The organism is Marinobacter santoriniensis NKSG1, from assembly GCF_000347775.1.
Classification (GTDB): domain Bacteria; phylum Pseudomonadota; class Gammaproteobacteria; order Pseudomonadales; family Oleiphilaceae; genus Marinobacter; species Marinobacter santoriniensis.
Genome location: NZ_APAT01000005.1, coordinates 1 through 15,367 on the forward strand (window position 1 = coordinate 1; position 15,367 = coordinate 15,367).

The following is a 15,367-nucleotide window of genomic DNA, read 5'->3' on the forward strand; positions in this document are numbered from 1 at the left end:
TAGAAGGCTGGATCAAGCGCGCCTACATCCCGACCCACAAGATTGGTCGTCACCGCATGGTCAGCATTCCCCGTTTCGTGGAACAGATGAAGGCAGAGGAGATCTGACCTGATGCCATTCCACTGTCACGACCGCGCACCTGTCCCCGGATCACCTGGAGTCCGCTGTCAGGCTCTCGCCCTTGGCTGCGCTGGTTACTTCAGCGGCGTAACCCGACGTTTTGCGTCGCAGAAGAAGTCCTTTTGATTCTTCATCTTGCGGCGAACTGAGCCGGTTGTGTTTTTCATGTCGTAACCGAGCTGCCAGCACTGCACCGCAAAATGCCACTGTGCATAGCGTCGGCAACCTTTCCAGTCGAGCCCGCTGTATTCTTTGCAAACACTCGACGGCACGACCCGTCCGTTACTGGCGGTTTGGTAGCTAAAGCGATAAGCCTCGGGAGGGTTCTTCGCAAGTTCGGTTCCCGCCCAGGTAAGGGGAGGTGTGAGAACCAGGGCGAGGGTCAGAAATGCAGTACAGATTCCTTTCATTACAGCTCCATGTGATCCAGCCAGATCGGCCCGGATTTGTCCCTTTGACCACGGTGTAGTCAACCCATAAAAAAAGGGTCACGACGTGAATCGTGACCCTCTGAATACTGGTAGCAAGGGGCGGAGTCGAACCGCCGACCCCAGCATTATGAGTGCTGTGCTCTAACCAACTGAGCTACCTTGCCATGGCTCCATCTCGGGAGCGGGGCGTACTATATGTGTCCACCGATTAGGTGTCAAGAGCACACCACTCAGATCTATCTCTGAGTTGCCTGACCGGGTACGTCCTATACCCTACAAAGCCTTTGTAATCAATGATTAAGGACTGTTGGAGCCAACCAAAAAAACTTCATTCTAAGCCTCAAATCTTTACCATTCTGATCCATCATTGTCAGATTATTTCGCCTAGATTTTTTGGTTCCAACCCTGTTTTTTGATCGCAAATCGGATATTTTGGACCCCCGGTGGACCCCCAAATTGGACCCCCAGAAGCCCGTTTTTTGGAAAATTTGGACCCCCAGTGGACCCCCAGATCGGAGATTTGCATGAAAGAAAAGCTGACGGAAAAGCTTGTGAAGGATCTCGCGGCTACAGGCAAGCGATACGAGGTGCGTGACTCAGTTATGCCTGGGTTAATGGTGCGTGTCGCTGTGTCCGGATCCAAATCTTACTACTTTGATTATCGGTCGCAGGACGGCAAGCGCAACAAATACCGTATCGGATCCACTGATGCCGTAGCTCTCTCCGATGCTCGTGAGGTGGCCCGCAAGAAGGGTGGAGAGGTTGCACACGGAAAGAACCTCAACGCAGAGAAGAAAGAAAAGAAGCGTAAAGCTGAAGTAGAGAAAATCCAGAAGCTGGGCATCTTCATTGAAGAAGTATGGGAGCCCTGGAGGAAGGCAGAGCGTAAGAGAGCAGAGGAGGACATCAGCCGGCTGAAGCTGCACTTTGGCTCTTGGTACAAACTGCCGGTATCTCAGATCGATAAAGTTCGAGTTGGCAAATGGAGACAGAAGCGACTAGAGGCCGGGATTAGCCCAAGGACCATCAACAAGGATGTGGCCATATTGATGTCGGTGGTATCCAAGGCTACTGAGCATGGAGTCGTCAAAACCAACCCCCTCAAGGGATGGAAGCAGTTAAAAATCGACACGCGGGAAAAGGTGCGCTTTCTATCTGATAAAGAAGAAGAGCGGCTGCGGGAAGTGCTGGAGAGAAGAGAGGCTGATGCTAGAAAGGGAAGGGATAATCACAACTACTGGCTATATAAGCGCAGAAAGCCTCTGAGGCCCATGCTCACAGATCAGATGTATAGCGATCACATCTACCCGCTTATTATGCTTGCTATCCATACTGGGCTCCGGCCTGAAGAGCTACTCTCTATAGAGTGGAAAGACATCGATTTAAGACACAAGACGGTCACTGTGCGGGGTGAGATCGCTAAGTCAGGAAGGACAAGACATGTGCCGCTTAGCAGCGAAGGGTGCCAGGTGGTGCGTCGTTGGCAGCGTAGCAAAGATGGTCAGCAAGTCGGCCTGGTGTTCCCGGGTAAAACTGGAGGAATTATGGATCGGATGCCCAGGGCGGTCACTAAAACTATCCGAGAAGCGAAAATCAAAGACTTCAGGCCATATGATTTTCGGCATACCTTCGCATCACGTCTAGCCCTTGGGGGAATTGATCTAAATACGATCCGAGAGCTGATGGGGCATGAGGACATCAGCCAGACTCTGATCTATGCTCATCTTACACACGATCATCGGAAGGAAGCTGTGGCGAGGGTCTTCGGTTAAAAGAAGGACTGTGTTCCCGCTAATCGCTCAAAAGTGGGATTATAGTCCAACCGATTGAAATTAAACAAAATATAACTGACTGAGCTATACTCATACAGATCAATTTGAGCCAGTCAGGATCTGATGTATGAGTGAGAAAGAAGTCAGGATGGAGCTGTCGCACTGGAGCATCATCTCTTTTGAGCACAACGGCAAGCATGTCGGGAGAGTGCTTTTCGGGCATCCTGTTAATGACCCCGAGCACAGCTGGAATACGAGTCTCATCGTCTCAGTGGATGGAGAGTATGTGACCACTCAAAATTCGGTCTATCGTGTGGTCGGTGAGGGCTCAGAGGTTACGCTGCCGCTTAGCGATATCGAGTACATACGGGCCGGCATGTCGCCAGAGGCCTGTGAAGAAATGAGAGGCCTTGAAGGCGAGGGTTTCAAATTCAAGGGAGGGATATTTTGAGCACCAGGGCGTCTATATCAGGAAACGAGAAATACCATCTGTACACAGAGGAGTTGCTCTCAGACGATCCTCGCTCGGTCTTTTTGGATCTAACTCCGCCGCCGTCTTTCCAGGTCTCGAAAGAGGTGTATGGAGGCAAGATGATCGAGCAGCTGAGGGCGGAGATTCCGACTGAGGTCATGGATGAGATTGCGATAGCTTGGATCAAGCATCGGAAGCTTCAGAGTCAGCTCGGTATTGAGGGCGGTCCGGTCGGTGCTGAGCTGGGTAGTCCGGATAACCCATGGGAATGAGGGGGATTTGATGGAGAAGTCATGGATGGCGGGTTTTTGTTGCATGGGGCTATTAGCATCTCAGACTGTACTAGCTGACACCTATCTGTGCGTTGCAGAGGGAGCCGCAGGCGTGAGGCATACGGCTGATGGAGACATATCGGCCAGTGTTTATGATCACAAGAGTCTTCAGTTCATTCAGTCCAACTTGAGTGGAGAGTGGGTCGTAAAAGTGCCCGGTGACGATTCTGCGATTTTTGACTCCTGCGTGTCAGAATTCCTGTGCGAGAGCAGTAGAGGCGCTGCTGGGTCATTTTTCCGCACGACAGAAGGTCTTTTTTCGGCAACGATCATCCTAGGAGATGGCACGGCTTGGGATACTGTCGTAGCTAAGGGCTATTGCACAAAGCTGGACTGACCATGCCTGCAACCGAAGCACAGCTACAAGAGCACATCGAGAGCCAACGTGTCTATATCCGCGACTGGCACTACATCAGGCTCCTCTCTGACGAAGGATCACCAAGCCGGGGGCTACACGTGACTGGCATCATCGACAAAGCCCCAGAGCCCTTTGAGCCCGGACAGGCTTTTGTATCCAAGCAGGTAATGGAGCAATGGGAAGGGTGGTGCGCTACGTACTATATGCGTATTGAGCTAGTAGGATCTGGAGGGGATGATCAGGTCATGACTCTTGGTGAGCTAAGAGCTTTTGCGTCTGATAAGCAGTGCGGAGTATAGCTACATAAAACACAGCCAGAGCCCACCACCACACCTGGCTTATTTCCCGAGCGTAGCGAGGGGCCTGGTTACTGTCTTTATGACTTGAGACTGTCCGGATCAATTCCCAGCTGCCTCGCCTGTTCCTCAAGCTCTTGAGCTTCCTTTTTGAGCTTGATCATACGACGCAGTCGCTCTTGATATATCTCCAGCTCTTGCAACTCATCATGTTCGCTTTCTTTTTTATCATCCTTGGCATCGATGCCTGCCTCAAGCATCGACATCCTAACCTCTTTTTTAGTGATTTCCGCATTTACTTTGTCTAGCTCAGTACTGATCTGATCTGCATCATCGTACTTACGAATCACGCCCTTCGACTGACTGTGCTCAGGATTTCGCAGGGCCATCTTGAGCTGCCGTCTGTCGGTCTTGAGATCATGCAGCTCATGCCAAAGTCTCTCCTTCTCGGTCATCTCTGAGTACAGATCGAGCAGCTCTGACTTGGCTTTTGCGATCAGGTTTTCGTAATGCTTAACCTTCATTGCGCGAGACATCGGAGGTCGACCCAGGCCGGATCTTTGCTGAAAGTCAGACTCAGGGGCATCGATCGTATCGTCGATCTGTCTCTCGATGCGTCTGATGTACTTTTGAAGCGCTATAGCACGACCACCTGCTGGCCGACCTTTTCCTTTTTGCTGAGCATCAACAAAAGCTTTCACTTCGTCCTCAGGCATGCGCTTCTTGTGCTTCTTAGACTCGTAGTCACGCAGCTCTGCCAAAGCGTCTTGATATCTGTCCTTTGCACGCCGCTTCTGCGTCTCCAAAGGTACTGGGGGCCGACCTGTGTAATTTTTACCGGCTATGACTACATGCCGATCCTCTTCGCGCTGAGCGTACTCATCGGAGCATATCCACTCGTAATGTCGCCATGCCTTTGATGCGTCAGCGATCTTGCGCTCATACTCTGTGTACTTCCTCGCCATCTTTGTATCCCTGCCGCCAAATTTCAGTATCACTTATTATTGGTTAGTTTCTATTTTCTGTCAAATAAACGCGCTGCAAAATTTCAATAAAAGCTATACAAATGCGCAATCGATGTATTGCTTTAATTGACTCTACGCAGAAGCACAATATCTATGAAAGTGTTCAATTCTTACACACCTGGTCTGTGGCAGACCTTTCACAGTCTTGTCTGTACACTTGCTTCATGTTTTCTGGTCATTTTTTTACACAACGCGAGTGTGGAGCCCGCATAGATACTGGATTCTTTGTTTTTTTGTTTCTGTCAATCAAAAAAGCGAATGAAAACGGAATGTATATGCTATGGTATTAATTAAGTGTAGTAAAAGAAGGAGGCCAGCTATGTACCCAGTTACTGCGTAACTGTCTACTGGCTGGCTGCTCAAAGCCTTCGGCTTCTGCGCTGTTGACAACAATAATCACAAAAACGTCAAAGGTGAGACTATGACAACTGATAACAACAACACTCAAAATCCGTCTGTCGATATCGATGTAAAGCCGAAAAAGGGCAGGCCACCAATCCCACTCGATCAAAAGCGTCGCTCTTTCGTGATGCTGCGTCTTAACTCCCCTGAGATCGAACGCTTCTATACATTGAAGAAAGACCGGCAGTGGACAGGAGACGATGCGAGCTTCGCTCGTGACTTGATCTTGTCCAAAAGAAAGGGCCAGGGCTCGTCCGTCGATCTGCTTAAGCTGGAGGAAGTGCTGTCAGCTCTGTATCAGGGCATCCCAGATGTCATGAGCGAAAGCTATACGCAAGAGCAGCGCAAGTATGTCGTCGAGACTGTGCAAGCACTGCTTAAAGATGCTTTACGCATTATTTACCGTAGCAAAAAACAATAAAAAGGAGGTCGATATGATACACAAAAAGATGGCAGCGCGTGGGTCCAGTGGAGGGACTCTCGCCTATGTATATAGAGGGGATGGACACGAGCACGAAGTCGAGCATGTCTATCACATAGCGTCTCAGTGCATCTCAGACGATCCGATCGAAAGAGATGATGAGGGCAACATCAAAGATATCGACATCTCTGATATGGAGGCAGAGCTGGACCACCTTGGATCCAAAAATAACCGGTCAGACCTCAAGTTTGCTCATTACGTCATCTCTCTCCCGCCTGGTGAGTCGCTCAACAAAGAGCAATGGAAAGATGTCGTGCACACATATATGCAAGCCATGGGCTACGACAAAACCACAAAATGGACCTGCGCTCTGCACGCGGAAAAAGAGCATCAGCACGTCCATATAGTCGCTTGCCGAGTGCGCAACGACCCCAGAACTCAGGCTCCGGACGGCTCGAAGATCAAGGCATACAACCTGGTCAGCGACAGCAACGACTACGCGGTCGGGATGAAAGTCATGCGAGATATGGAGATCAAATACGGACTCTCACGCACGCCAGATCCAAGTGATACCTGGGGCAGGGATGAGCATCGCGCAGACTTTGAAAAAATGGTCAACGACGCAGAGGCCGGTCGTCCAACAAAAGCTCCCTGGAAAAGCCGGATTCTCGGGCGTCTACATGCAGCTGTCGAGCAGAGCAAGGGCAAGAGCTTCACACACTTCTTGGAGGCGTGCAGAAGGAAAGGCGTCGAGCCCATGGTCACAGTCAACGACAAGGGGTACCCGATTGGCATCTCATACAGCATGGATGGGCGGAGTGAGAGCGGGGCGAAGCTCAAGGGCACCCGCCTGACTTTTAGCGCACTCACAGGCCAAAAATACGATTCAGCAACCGAAAGCATGCAACCAACAGGAAAGAAATCGGAGGGCATTACCTATGCGCAAGAGAGAGATATTAAAGCGTGTCTTGAAACAAGACAGAGTCCGCGATCAATCGAAAGCTTCCGAAAATCAGAAGAAGCAAGGTCATCGCACCCGCACCAAAAAGCGTCATCAGAAGAGCGCTCAGGAGTAGAGCATAAGCACGAAGCGGCTACGAGCAGCGTCGACTGGTCAGATTTGGATGGCCCTATGACTATACACAATATGGCGTCTTGGAAAGGCAAGATCGACCAGGCGGCAAGCGAGGAAAAATCACGACTCGACAAGCAGCTCGAAGATCTCGAAGCCCGAATGCGTGAGTCACGCAGAGCACTTTTTGACTGGATAATGACGCCATCTCCTAAAACACTGGAACAGATCCTGGGCGAAGCTAAAAAGAAGGCCCTGGAGGATGACTTCGATATCAGGCCAAAGTGATTTTGATTTCAGAGATCACACAGAAAGCCCTGGCATCAGCTGGGGTTTTTATTGACATAAAATTAGTTTTACCTATAAATGGCAATATTTTTAATAGTTACTTTAAATAACTAGTTCAGAAGGTTATAATTTGATCAAGTGGATCGGAAAAGTGATTTGAATTATTGGGTTGTCACGAGAAATTCGAGTTTGATTTTGCGATGTTGCATGACCTGGACATCGAAAATCTTACAGAAAAGCAGATGCGGAGCGTGCTTAATAAGATGAAAGAGCACGCTATCGTTCGTGACTCAGCAAAAGCGTTAGCCTCAGCCTCAGCCTCAGCCCAAAGAGAAATCCTCAGACCATACGACCAAGTCGATATCCCCCAAGCTGACACCAAAACTAAATGCAGCTACGCAAGAGACCTCAAGAGAGCCCAGGATCTCACTGACTACAACGAATACCTCTCTCTATACCGCAACCCCTACCTGACCCGCTATTTCCCGCCTATTTCAAGGATTGGCAAGATCGATGGGCACAGAGTCGATAGCGCTCTCGAAGTCCGTGTCATGACAGGAGAGAGCCCACTTGCAAAGCTCAAACTGTACACACAGCGTCATGAGGTTCGATATACAAAACAGTGCCGATACGTCAGCGACGGACTCCTCCCAGGAACTCGCATCGCGGTTGAGATCAAAGGTTTTTTGAGAGATAGCGAGGAGGCGCGGAAGTATAAAGAAGTCTGCGAGCAAAACGACCTAGCCATTCTCTTCATCTTCTCAAGCCGAAACCTCGAATGCAGCTTTGCGACACCGAGGAAAGATGGCTCAAGGTACACGCACGAGGAGTGGGCTGAGCGTCAGATCAAGCAAGGTCTGAATATCGCATACACTTTTGAAGGCGAAATGCCTGATTTCTTCCGCAGCGCAAAATTCAAAAACTTCTATCGCCGCATACAATAGCAGAAAGTATCGCTCTGTAGATATATCAGTAATACTTACTGATCAAATGAGCATCACTTTCGAAATAGTTTTGTAATTTTTTGTAACAGAGAAAGTATCACTTTCCTTATCCAAAAGTTGACGTCCTGTCAAAAAAGCATAGCCAGACACCTTGCCATTACTGACATTCAATAAATTTGTTTAATAGGTAATTTTGCCCTAATTGTCAATATTTAGGAGGTTTTGCCATTTCTGACAAGACTGGCGACATAATATCGGCGTTGATATAGTGGAGTTAAGTGATTGATTAAAAACTATTTCCGTAAACTAAAAAGGTGACAAATTATGAAGTATCACGAATTCGAGGCCAGGGACGTCATGGAAAAAAAGAAGCTGACATGTAAAGTTGCTCCTGCCGATGTCCTTACAGGAAATCTCATCATCGAAGGTCTTGAGCTTAAGAAGATCGAGCAGATAACCGTCGATGGCAGCAGAATGGTCAACGCTTGTATAGAAGCAAAATTTGTGATTAGGAAAGATCGGAAAGATTACAAGGTTGTAGTGCCGATCGACGTGAGCAATGTCTCAGACGATGAGATCCGCCTCGACCTGGAAATTGCTGAAGATGAGATGATCGAAACCCCTGGCTGGATCTTCCGATCTGCTTGCACTGGAGAGATTATCGATTGCGACCTGATTTCTGAAGAGATCTACATCTCACGTCACGATGAAATCATTCGACTGTGCTATGCACACGAAAACTGGGACAAGCTGCGCCTCTGGCTCCGCAGCCAGTTTCGCAATCGACTTTCGAACCACTAACAATAACATATAATAAACAAAAAGGTTGACAACTTATGTACACAAAACTTAATTCCGACGCTGACCATGTAATCGTCCTCCAGACTAAGTGCAGGGTTGCAAAAGAGATCGAAGGCTTACGTGGTACTCGCAAGCTTTATAGCAATACCACTGAGGAAATTTGCCGCTTCGACTTGATCCTTGGTCCAACCGATGAGCAGCGCGAGCTACTGGGCGACGAAGCTGGCAAGATCGAAACTTGGGCTGACGAGCAGCACAAAAAGATCATGAAGGCCTTTTCTGCGAACCTGGAGCAGATGCTCGTAGGCGGCCGCCCGGTCATCGTTGGAACCAAACTTTCAAAAGAGATGGCTGACCATCCCGACTTCAACAAAGAGGCAAAAGTAGGGGAGTTCTCTGGAGTAATTGCTGGGGCTCGGGATGCGATGGATGTCTTACCTCATATCACTGAGCAACAAGAGGTTATACACGACACTCGTGAGAGAGCTACTCGCAGTCCTGCCGAGGTCTCTCATGCAGTGCGTGAGCTTGCTCTTGAGCTACTCGACTCTGTAGCCATGCGCGGTGATATTACTGACGCAGAAGCTTTTGAGCTTTATGAAGCTGAGCGCCAGCTGTACTACATCCTTACGCGTGGCATGGGGTATCGTGCAAAAGTGCTCGAAGACGCGTCTCGTAAGTCTGCCGAGCAGCTTTTTGGACAGTCTAAAAAAGGTGATAGAAGCAAGGCTCTGAAGCTGATCTCACAGAGACATCGTTGAGATAGTGTGGCAAATAATAGAAAAAAATCCAATATCAGATGGATGTGATAGATCTAAAAAGGTGAGAGACATGATAGAGCAGAGAAAAGAAATTTACGTACCAAACGGGATCCGTTTGTCCAGCTGGCGCTTTGAGGATGCTTGTGAGACTGGATATAGGCGCTGCTTGGACGGCGTTGAGGATGGGTTCACGATATATGCGATGTCACCCGACAAAGGGGATTCGTATGTATCTAGACTCGATGTGACTCTTGAGACTCGCAAAGATGGTCAGCGAGTTGTTGGCGATGTGCTAATCACATTTGACGCAGCAAAAATGGTCAACTTGCCGACGAATTTGCTTAGCAAAACGATTGCAGGACGAGGCTATCGATGGTGGCTTATTTGCGGCATGCTCAACGCCGGGGCACGACAATTTATCACTGACGCGCTCAAAGTGCTGTACGAGACTGATCACATCGATGTCCAGATCAAGGCTGACATCAGGTAAGTCCAGCTACGCTGGAATGGCCAGGTGGGGGACACTCAATGACGTATATCACAGGCATTAAAGCTCTCAGTATCTCGATACTTGGCCTCCGCTAAAGCATCATGCCCAGGATCTGCGCACTAACGCTTGGTGCTGGTGATCCTGACCCGCTTTAGTACCACTCATTGCCAGAAAAATCCGCCTGTAATTGCGGTTTTAGGTGACCTGAAGCAGAGTGTTTTCGGGCGTAGCCATAGGGTTTGGACCAGCTCAGTGCGGAGTGAGGCCTGACTTGATTATAGAGCGTTCTGTAAGAGTCACTCTTCTGTTCGGAATCGGTCAGTGACGGGAACTAGTTCTCGATCAAGCATTCCTGACGGAGTCTGCCGTTGAATGACCTCCCAAGTTGCATTTTCGCTGGGCTTGCCGGGCCGAGGAAAACAACTTCTATCTGTCTCTCATAGGACCACCGCTCCCTGACGTTGCCGGCCTGCTGCCTCAATCGGACGCCTCGACTGATCCGCTGTAAACAAAAGCGAACAGTCGCCCTGCGATCTCACACTCTCGGCCTATGCCCCTTGGCTTGTTGATAAGCGGATAGTCCGTCGGAAATTTTTACAACTTTTTTCAAGAAATAAACCGCTTTTATTTTATCTCCATGAAAAGAAGAAGGTTTTTTAAATCGGCTCATTTTATGCTTTTTCAGGTTTTACCTAAAACGGAAACGAAAAATGAATAAACTGAACTGCGCATTTAAAAATGATTGGGAGAAAATAGGTCAAAGGAGATACAGCAACCCGGGCTTTTTTTAACGTGAATATTTTAATATTTAAATGAAGCTTGCTTCCCCCCCCCCCGCCCGCAATTTCCGCGTAGTCGCTTGGAATATGGGGCATGGAATGTATGCTTCGGATACCGAATAATGATTTTCAAGGGTCTCGATTTAAATCCATTTTCAAATAACAAGGAACAGTAAATTTGAAATACTTTTTTATAGCATGTATCGCGACAACCCTATTGTCGGGATGTGCTCATACGATTACCTTAAAGCCAGATTCTAAATGGCACACTGTGTGGAGTGCTAATCGCCAAGATTCAGACATAAATATTAACGTCCAGAAAGATAATCATTGCGATGAACCTGCGTTAGCGCAAGATACCCAAATAAGATTGATTCGGTTAACTCATTTCATGGATCTTGATAACCTTCCTGACTCCCGAGAAGAGACAGAAGAATTTTACGCGGGCACTGAACACTCTGGCGTGCCATTAAGGCTACTTGATAGTGGCCCGTTAGACATGTCGCAAAATGGATCGACGTATCAGATTAGGATTACTAAAGGCATGGCTTTGGTCTCACGAACCAAAGAGAAATGTAGCGTGCTTTTGATTGAAAAGCCAAAAAAGAGGGACGATAAATGAGTGACAGCAATGTGATGGATGCACTAATGGGCAAACTATATGAAATTGTATCTGCGAAAGATACGATTACAAATGTAGAAAGGGAAGAACCATATGTATCATTTACCAGGCCTGGGATTCCCCTATCAGAAGATTCGCTTGATTTCGGTTTTGTAACTATGACGGCTGACCAGAATGCTCTGGCAGCTGACTTTTCAGAGCTTGTTAATGGTGTTCCGGTTCAATCATCTTTTTGGAATCCTACTGGTCGTAAAGTTTACGATGAATATTTTAAGATTATCGATCAACCTGTATTGCCTACAGTAACACTATCCAGCGATGAAGAAGCGCAACTCCTAAGAGCGAAGCAATTTCTTTTTCGAGAAGAGCAATACCAAGATCCGATTACTGGTGAAATGGTTACCACTTATGTCGAGTCCTTGATTTTAGAACGATATAAAGCTTACGAGACAGCCTGGGAGACTGCATTCACAAGCTATCAAACACAGCTAGAAGATTATTTATTGAGGCGAGATACAGATCCATTGGCAGCGGAAATCTGGGCCAGGAAAGGCCCAATACTAAAGCAGAAAGTCCAGCGAGCATACCAAGCGTGGGTTTCAGCTGGTAAAAATAGAGTAGAAGAAGTACAAGCGTTAATTGGAAATCTGGAAAGGCGAGGGCCTAATAGACTTTGGTCGGATCGCAGAGAGCGCTATAGATCTCATATTCGAGATGATTTCCAAGGGGGTAACTACCTCCTAACTAAATACTTTCCGCAAAAATTTTGGTCTACAGAAAACGGATCAAGTTGGATGGAGTTTAGTTTTCGGCATGATGAAGTTCACAAAGTCGACACTAGCAAGAAGGAAAGATATGGAGGTGGAACTAGCGGTTCATTTGGATTGTGGTCTTGGGGCGGGAAGATGCAGAGAGAAACCACTGATACGTATAGCGGCGCTGATACAAGTAATTTTAGTTTGAAGGTTGAAATCGCGAAGATCCCTCTCAGAAGAACATGGATGGATGCAGGAGTCTTTTCGAGTAGAGCATGGATGTTCGACGAAGAAATGAACCCTGAGTCTGAATATTTGAGTAATGGTGAAATTCCCCCGACAGGAACAATGGTCGCTTATCCTAGTTCAATCCTCGTTGCAAGAAATCTGGAATTAATCATTGATATGAGCAGTCAACAAAACAGCTATAGTCATGAAAAGATTACCGGTAGCGCCCGCGCAGGCTGGGGGCCATTCTCGGTGAAGGGGAATTACTATAAAGAAACATCGCGGCAGACGCATGATTTTGTTTCAGATCATAATGGTATCAAAGCGCCAGGAATGCAGATCATTGGTTTCATTAATCAGCCATTGCCAAAATGTCCAAACCCAGATGAAAATCTAAATTGGCCTCAATAGTACTAAACGCGATCAGCCGCCGTAATAAGGCTAACCAGTGAGACGCAGCAAAGCTGCGCCTCTGCTCGCGCCACCAAATGTAAATAGGATGATTCTGCTGCCCGACACTTCAAGAGAATTCGAGCTTGGTCTTGTTTTCTAGGAAGGCGCACCTACGTGGTCTTGTGTGTTCACTAACGAGGTTTTGGGCACAGAATGGGATGTGCATGTTCGATGCTGGGGTTCGTCGGTTCCGCTGGGATTTGTATAGACTATATGAAGCACTGAAAGGCCAAGAAACTCTGACTTCTGTCTCGCTGGGGCAGCTCTATAGTCGGCTATAACCGATTGTTGCTCTAGGCAACGTCTCGGTAATCGCGACTTCGGATACCATATTCCCACTTGTCGCTCGTCTCATTGGCATTTTGTCGAAATTGGATTCGAAATCGAAGCTCATCACTTGGGCCGGGCCCCAAGGCCTGCGTGAGTGCAGAAGTATGGTCTTTCACAAGTAACGGTCGCTTGTTCGCTCTGAATGTTCGCTTTGCGACCCAGGAGCACCTAAACAAAAGCGAACAATCGAGTCAGGGTTTTCCTCCAGTGCCTCCAATCTGATTACAGCCATTTCATCCAGTATGATTGGCGGAGCAAATTGCAGGCGCTGAATGATTACATGGCAGAGATGGCCATGTTCGGCTAAGCTGTTGTTTTATCAATTTATGTGCAGCGCGATTGATGGTTCAAAGTCAGTAATAATGACGCAGTCAAATTTCTGCAATGGTAAAGCGCGCTGCCCAATTGCTGTTGGGCCTTCTAGCCTCGAGTACGGTCGGTATAGATGATGAACATTCGCCAAACAATAGATTCGGCTGGCTTTCTCTTTCTGAGGAAATGGAGACCGGAACTAACGACTGCCCAAGCTGCTCATCTAATTGGTATTGCTGTGGAAATTGAAAGTTTTCTCCCTGCGACAGGAATACCTAATGTCCAGCTGCTATCACCGAAACGACAGGAGAATGCACCCGCGAATCACTACAGCGGTTCTTTTGGACTAGAGGAATTTCCTCTTCACTCTGATTTGGCTCATTGGTCCATTCCTCCACGCTATTTTGTTTTACGCTGCCTGCATGGATCACCGACCGCCTATACAAATCTGCTTCCAGTTAGTTCAATTTTTAGTGCTATTCCTGAGCAATATATGCGGAAGGCTGTTTTTATACCTCGAAAGCGGAGTCCAGCTGGCCATTGTTGCCCACTCCCAATGTGGTTTCGTCAGAAGAGAGATACGGGCGTGCGATGGGACTCTTTATTTTTGACTCCTTTAAACAGCTCCGCGAAAAAGGTGGCGCATGTTTTCTCAACGAAAAAATGGAGCAATTCTCTAAAAGCAGTAAATTTATTGGAGCCCGGTGACACACTGATTGTCGACAATTGGCATATGTTGCATGGACGCTCCGCTGTAGACGACGATTCAATAGATCGAAGAATTGAGCGCGCCTATCTAAGCGCCATTAAAGGTTAATAATATGAATCCTACTGTTGCTTCAAATACTTGGTCGGAAGAGGCGTTATTTTCGAAAGCACAGGTTTATATGGATCAAATGGAAAGCACTGCGGCAGAGGAATGGCAATTTGGTCTTTGGTCCGCGTTGTGCCTGGAGCTTTTGTCGCGGGCTGCTCTGGCCCACATATCACCAGTACTTCTTGCTGACCCCAGAAACTGGCGCAATCTCACACACGCACTTGGTAGCGCGCCCACGGCAAAAAAGTTTTCACCATCGTCTATCCCAACTAAAGAGGTGCTTGCACGTCTGTCCGAGCTGTTGCCGGAATTTACAGATGAGCTGGCTGGGTTCTGTAGTCAGCATGTAGAGCGCCGGAACGCTGAACTACATTCAGGTGAGGCGGTATTCGCTGGACTCGGAACAGCGGACTGGCTCCCTAAGTTTTACAAAGCCTCGCAGACCCTGCTTGAGTCAATGGGTAAAGAGCTTGCGGACTTTGTATCAGACCCGGTTAACGCAAAAGAGATGGTCGATTCGCTAGAGGATGCCGTTGCCAAATCTGTTAAACAAGACATAGGTGCTCATTCGAAGGTGTGGTCTAACAGGAATGAGAAAGATCGAGAGGAGGCCGCCCTTCAGGCATCAACTTGGGCCAGTCGTCACATGGGGCACCGCGTGCAATGTCCATCATGTGGTTCGCAAGCATTGCTTCATGGCACAGCCAGTGGTCCTGTTGCAACTGAGGTCGGCGAAGATGAGGTGGTTCAGAGGCAGACGATGCTGCCATCCTCGTTCGAGTGCATAGCTTGTGGGCTAAAAATAACCGGCTACTCCAAGCTGTCCGCGTGTGGTCTTGGAGATGTATTCTCTGAGAAAACAACCTATACCGCAGCTGAGTTCTTCGAACTATATACGGAAGAAGAGTTGGAAGAGGCGCGAGCTGAGATGCCTGAGTATGAACCGGATTTCAATGAATATTGAGGGAACTGTGGTGACTACTCACCAGTGCCAATAAAGCCCAACAAGTCATTGCAGTTCTTTATGGCCCTTACGGGCCTCCACCGGACGGCCTTAGCTCCGCAAAGGCCGCCGCTGAATTTTAG

General features: G+C 48.1%; 15 protein-coding genes and 1 tRNA gene. 12 read left to right on the plus strand and 4 right to left on the minus strand.

The annotated features are described in order from the left end of the window. Positions 1 to 194: 194 nt before the first annotated feature. Both MSNKSG1_RS00720 and MSNKSG1_RS00725 read right to left on the minus strand, forming a co-directional pair. Positions 195 to 530, minus strand: coding sequence for a hypothetical protein (locus MSNKSG1_RS00720; RefSeq protein ID WP_008937310.1), 336 nt, complete (start codon positions 528 to 530; stop codon positions 195 to 197). Between the two features lie 108 nt (positions 531 to 638). Next, positions 639 to 715, minus strand: a tRNA-Met gene (locus tag MSNKSG1_RS00725). A gap of 360 nt (positions 716 to 1,075) precedes the next feature. On the opposite strand from MSNKSG1_RS00725, the gene MSNKSG1_RS00730 reads away from it, so the two are divergent. The 3 genes from MSNKSG1_RS00730 to MSNKSG1_RS00740 all read left to right on the plus strand — a co-directional run bounded on the left by MSNKSG1_RS00730 (position 1,076) and on the right by MSNKSG1_RS00740 (position 3,067). Continuing rightward, entirely contained in the window at positions 1,076 to 2,323 is a 1,248-nt protein-coding gene (locus tag MSNKSG1_RS00730) for an integrase family protein (protein WP_040886504.1), read from the plus strand. Positions 2,324 to 2,450: 127 nt separating this feature from the next. Beyond that, a complete protein-coding gene (locus tag MSNKSG1_RS00735; RefSeq protein ID WP_008937312.1) occupies positions 2,451 to 2,774 on the plus strand; it encodes a hypothetical protein in 324 nt (107 codons plus the stop codon). Beyond that, positions 2,771 to 3,067, plus strand: a complete 297-nt coding sequence (locus MSNKSG1_RS00740; RefSeq protein WP_008937313.1) for a hypothetical protein — start codon at positions 2,771 to 2,773, stop codon at positions 3,065 to 3,067. Before MSNKSG1_RS00735 ends, MSNKSG1_RS00740 begins: the two co-directional genes overlap by 4 nt. A 794-nt stretch (positions 3,068 to 3,861) precedes the next feature. Here MSNKSG1_RS00740 and MSNKSG1_RS00755 read toward each other — a convergent pair. Beyond that, positions 3,862 to 4,746: a V-type ATP synthase subunit I domain-containing protein gene (locus tag MSNKSG1_RS00755; RefSeq protein ID WP_008937316.1), complete on the minus strand. Its 885-nt coding sequence runs from the start codon at positions 4,744 to 4,746 to the stop codon at positions 3,862 to 3,864. Between the two features lie 481 nt (positions 4,747 to 5,227). Between MSNKSG1_RS00755 and MSNKSG1_RS19060 the strand changes: the two genes are divergently transcribed. The 6 genes from MSNKSG1_RS19060 to MSNKSG1_RS00785 all read left to right on the plus strand — a co-directional run bounded on the left by MSNKSG1_RS19060 (position 5,228) and on the right by MSNKSG1_RS00785 (position 9,985). Continuing rightward, on the plus strand, positions 5,228 to 5,629 hold the full coding sequence (locus tag MSNKSG1_RS19060; RefSeq protein WP_008937317.1) for a hypothetical protein: 402 nt from the start codon (positions 5,228 to 5,230) through the stop codon (positions 5,627 to 5,629). A gap of 13 nt (positions 5,630 to 5,642) precedes the next feature. Continuing rightward, positions 5,643 to 6,989, plus strand: coding sequence for a relaxase/mobilization nuclease domain-containing protein (locus MSNKSG1_RS00765; RefSeq protein ID WP_008937318.1), 1,347 nt, complete (start codon positions 5,643 to 5,645; stop codon positions 6,987 to 6,989). Positions 6,990 to 7,189: 200 nt separating this feature from the next. Further along, positions 7,190 to 7,933 carry a PDDEXK family nuclease gene (locus MSNKSG1_RS00770; RefSeq protein WP_008937319.1) on the plus strand — a complete coding sequence of 248 codons (744 nt, stop codon included), beginning with the start codon at positions 7,190 to 7,192 and terminating at the stop codon, positions 7,931 to 7,933. A 324-nt stretch (positions 7,934 to 8,257) separates the two neighbouring features. After that, complete coding sequence (locus MSNKSG1_RS00775) at positions 8,258 to 8,734, plus strand: hypothetical protein (RefSeq protein ID WP_008937320.1); 477 nt, start codon at positions 8,258 to 8,260, stop codon at positions 8,732 to 8,734. 35 nt (positions 8,735 to 8,769) lie between these two features. Continuing rightward, positions 8,770 to 9,495 (plus strand): hypothetical protein, encoded by a 726-nt coding sequence (locus MSNKSG1_RS00780; protein WP_008937321.1) that lies wholly within the window; start codon positions 8,770 to 8,772, stop codon positions 9,493 to 9,495. A 70-nt stretch (positions 9,496 to 9,565) separates the two neighbouring features. Further along, positions 9,566 to 9,985, plus strand: coding sequence for a hypothetical protein (locus MSNKSG1_RS00785; RefSeq protein WP_008937322.1), 420 nt, complete (start codon positions 9,566 to 9,568; stop codon positions 9,983 to 9,985). 151 nt (positions 9,986 to 10,136) lie between these two features. Here the strand turns inward: MSNKSG1_RS00785 and MSNKSG1_RS19675 are convergent, their stop codons facing one another. Further along, positions 10,137 to 10,307: an integrase core domain-containing protein gene (locus tag MSNKSG1_RS19675; protein WP_406564587.1), complete on the minus strand. Its 171-nt coding sequence runs from the start codon at positions 10,305 to 10,307 to the stop codon at positions 10,137 to 10,139. A 1,075-nt stretch (positions 10,308 to 11,382) separates the two neighbouring features. On the opposite strand from MSNKSG1_RS19675, the gene MSNKSG1_RS00795 reads away from it, so the two are divergent. The 3 genes from MSNKSG1_RS00795 to MSNKSG1_RS00800 all read left to right on the plus strand — a co-directional run bounded on the left by MSNKSG1_RS00795 (position 11,383) and on the right by MSNKSG1_RS00800 (position 15,245). Next, positions 11,383 to 12,780: a hypothetical protein gene (locus MSNKSG1_RS00795; RefSeq protein ID WP_008937324.1), complete on the plus strand. Its 1,398-nt coding sequence runs from the start codon at positions 11,383 to 11,385 to the stop codon at positions 12,778 to 12,780. 817 nt (positions 12,781 to 13,597) lie between these two features. Beyond that, entirely contained in the window at positions 13,598 to 14,281 is a 684-nt protein-coding gene (locus tag MSNKSG1_RS18790) for a Fe(II)-2OG oxygenase family protein (protein WP_083870897.1), read from the plus strand. A 4-nt stretch (positions 14,282 to 14,285) separates the two neighbouring features. Beyond that, positions 14,286 to 15,245, plus strand: coding sequence for a hypothetical protein (locus MSNKSG1_RS00800; protein WP_040886506.1), 960 nt, complete (start codon positions 14,286 to 14,288; stop codon positions 15,243 to 15,245). The last annotated feature ends 122 nt before the right edge of the window (positions 15,246 to 15,367 follow it).

What these genes read in the sequence shown, in the direction of transcription:
- MSNKSG1_RS00765 (WP_008937318.1), top strand. Translation starts at nt 5,643, where the DNA reads ATGATACACAAAAAGATGGCAGCGCGTGGGTCCAGTGGAGGGACTCTC.
- MSNKSG1_RS00735 (WP_008937312.1), top strand. Translation starts at nt 2,451, where the DNA reads ATGAGTGAGAAAGAAGTCAGGATGGAGCTGTCGCACTGGAGCATCATC.
- MSNKSG1_RS19060 (WP_008937317.1), top strand. Translation starts at nt 5,228, where the DNA reads ATGACAACTGATAACAACAACACTCAAAATCCGTCTGTCGATATCGAT.
- MSNKSG1_RS00795 (WP_008937324.1), top strand. Translation starts at nt 11,383, where the DNA reads ATGAGTGACAGCAATGTGATGGATGCACTAATGGGCAAACTATATGAA.
- MSNKSG1_RS00800 (WP_040886506.1), top strand. Translation starts at nt 14,286, where the DNA reads ATGAATCCTACTGTTGCTTCAAATACTTGGTCGGAAGAGGCGTTATTT.
- MSNKSG1_RS18790 (WP_083870897.1), top strand. Translation starts at nt 13,598, where the DNA reads ATGATGAACATTCGCCAAACAATAGATTCGGCTGGCTTTCTCTTTCTG.
- MSNKSG1_RS00785 (WP_008937322.1), top strand. Translation starts at nt 9,566, where the DNA reads ATGATAGAGCAGAGAAAAGAAATTTACGTACCAAACGGGATCCGTTTG.
- MSNKSG1_RS00780 (WP_008937321.1), top strand. Translation starts at nt 8,770, where the DNA reads ATGTACACAAAACTTAATTCCGACGCTGACCATGTAATCGTCCTCCAG.
- MSNKSG1_RS00775 (WP_008937320.1), top strand. Translation starts at nt 8,258, where the DNA reads ATGAAGTATCACGAATTCGAGGCCAGGGACGTCATGGAAAAAAAGAAG.
- MSNKSG1_RS00770 (WP_008937319.1), top strand. Translation starts at nt 7,190, where the DNA reads ATGTTGCATGACCTGGACATCGAAAATCTTACAGAAAAGCAGATGCGG.
- MSNKSG1_RS00720 (WP_008937310.1), bottom strand. Translation starts at nt 530, where the DNA reads ATGAAAGGAATCTGTACTGCATTTCTGACCCTCGCCCTGGTTCTCACA.
- MSNKSG1_RS00755 (WP_008937316.1), bottom strand. Translation starts at nt 4,746, where the DNA reads ATGGCGAGGAAGTACACAGAGTATGAGCGCAAGATCGCTGACGCATCA.
- MSNKSG1_RS00730 (WP_040886504.1), top strand. Translation starts at nt 1,076, where the DNA reads ATGAAAGAAAAGCTGACGGAAAAGCTTGTGAAGGATCTCGCGGCTACA.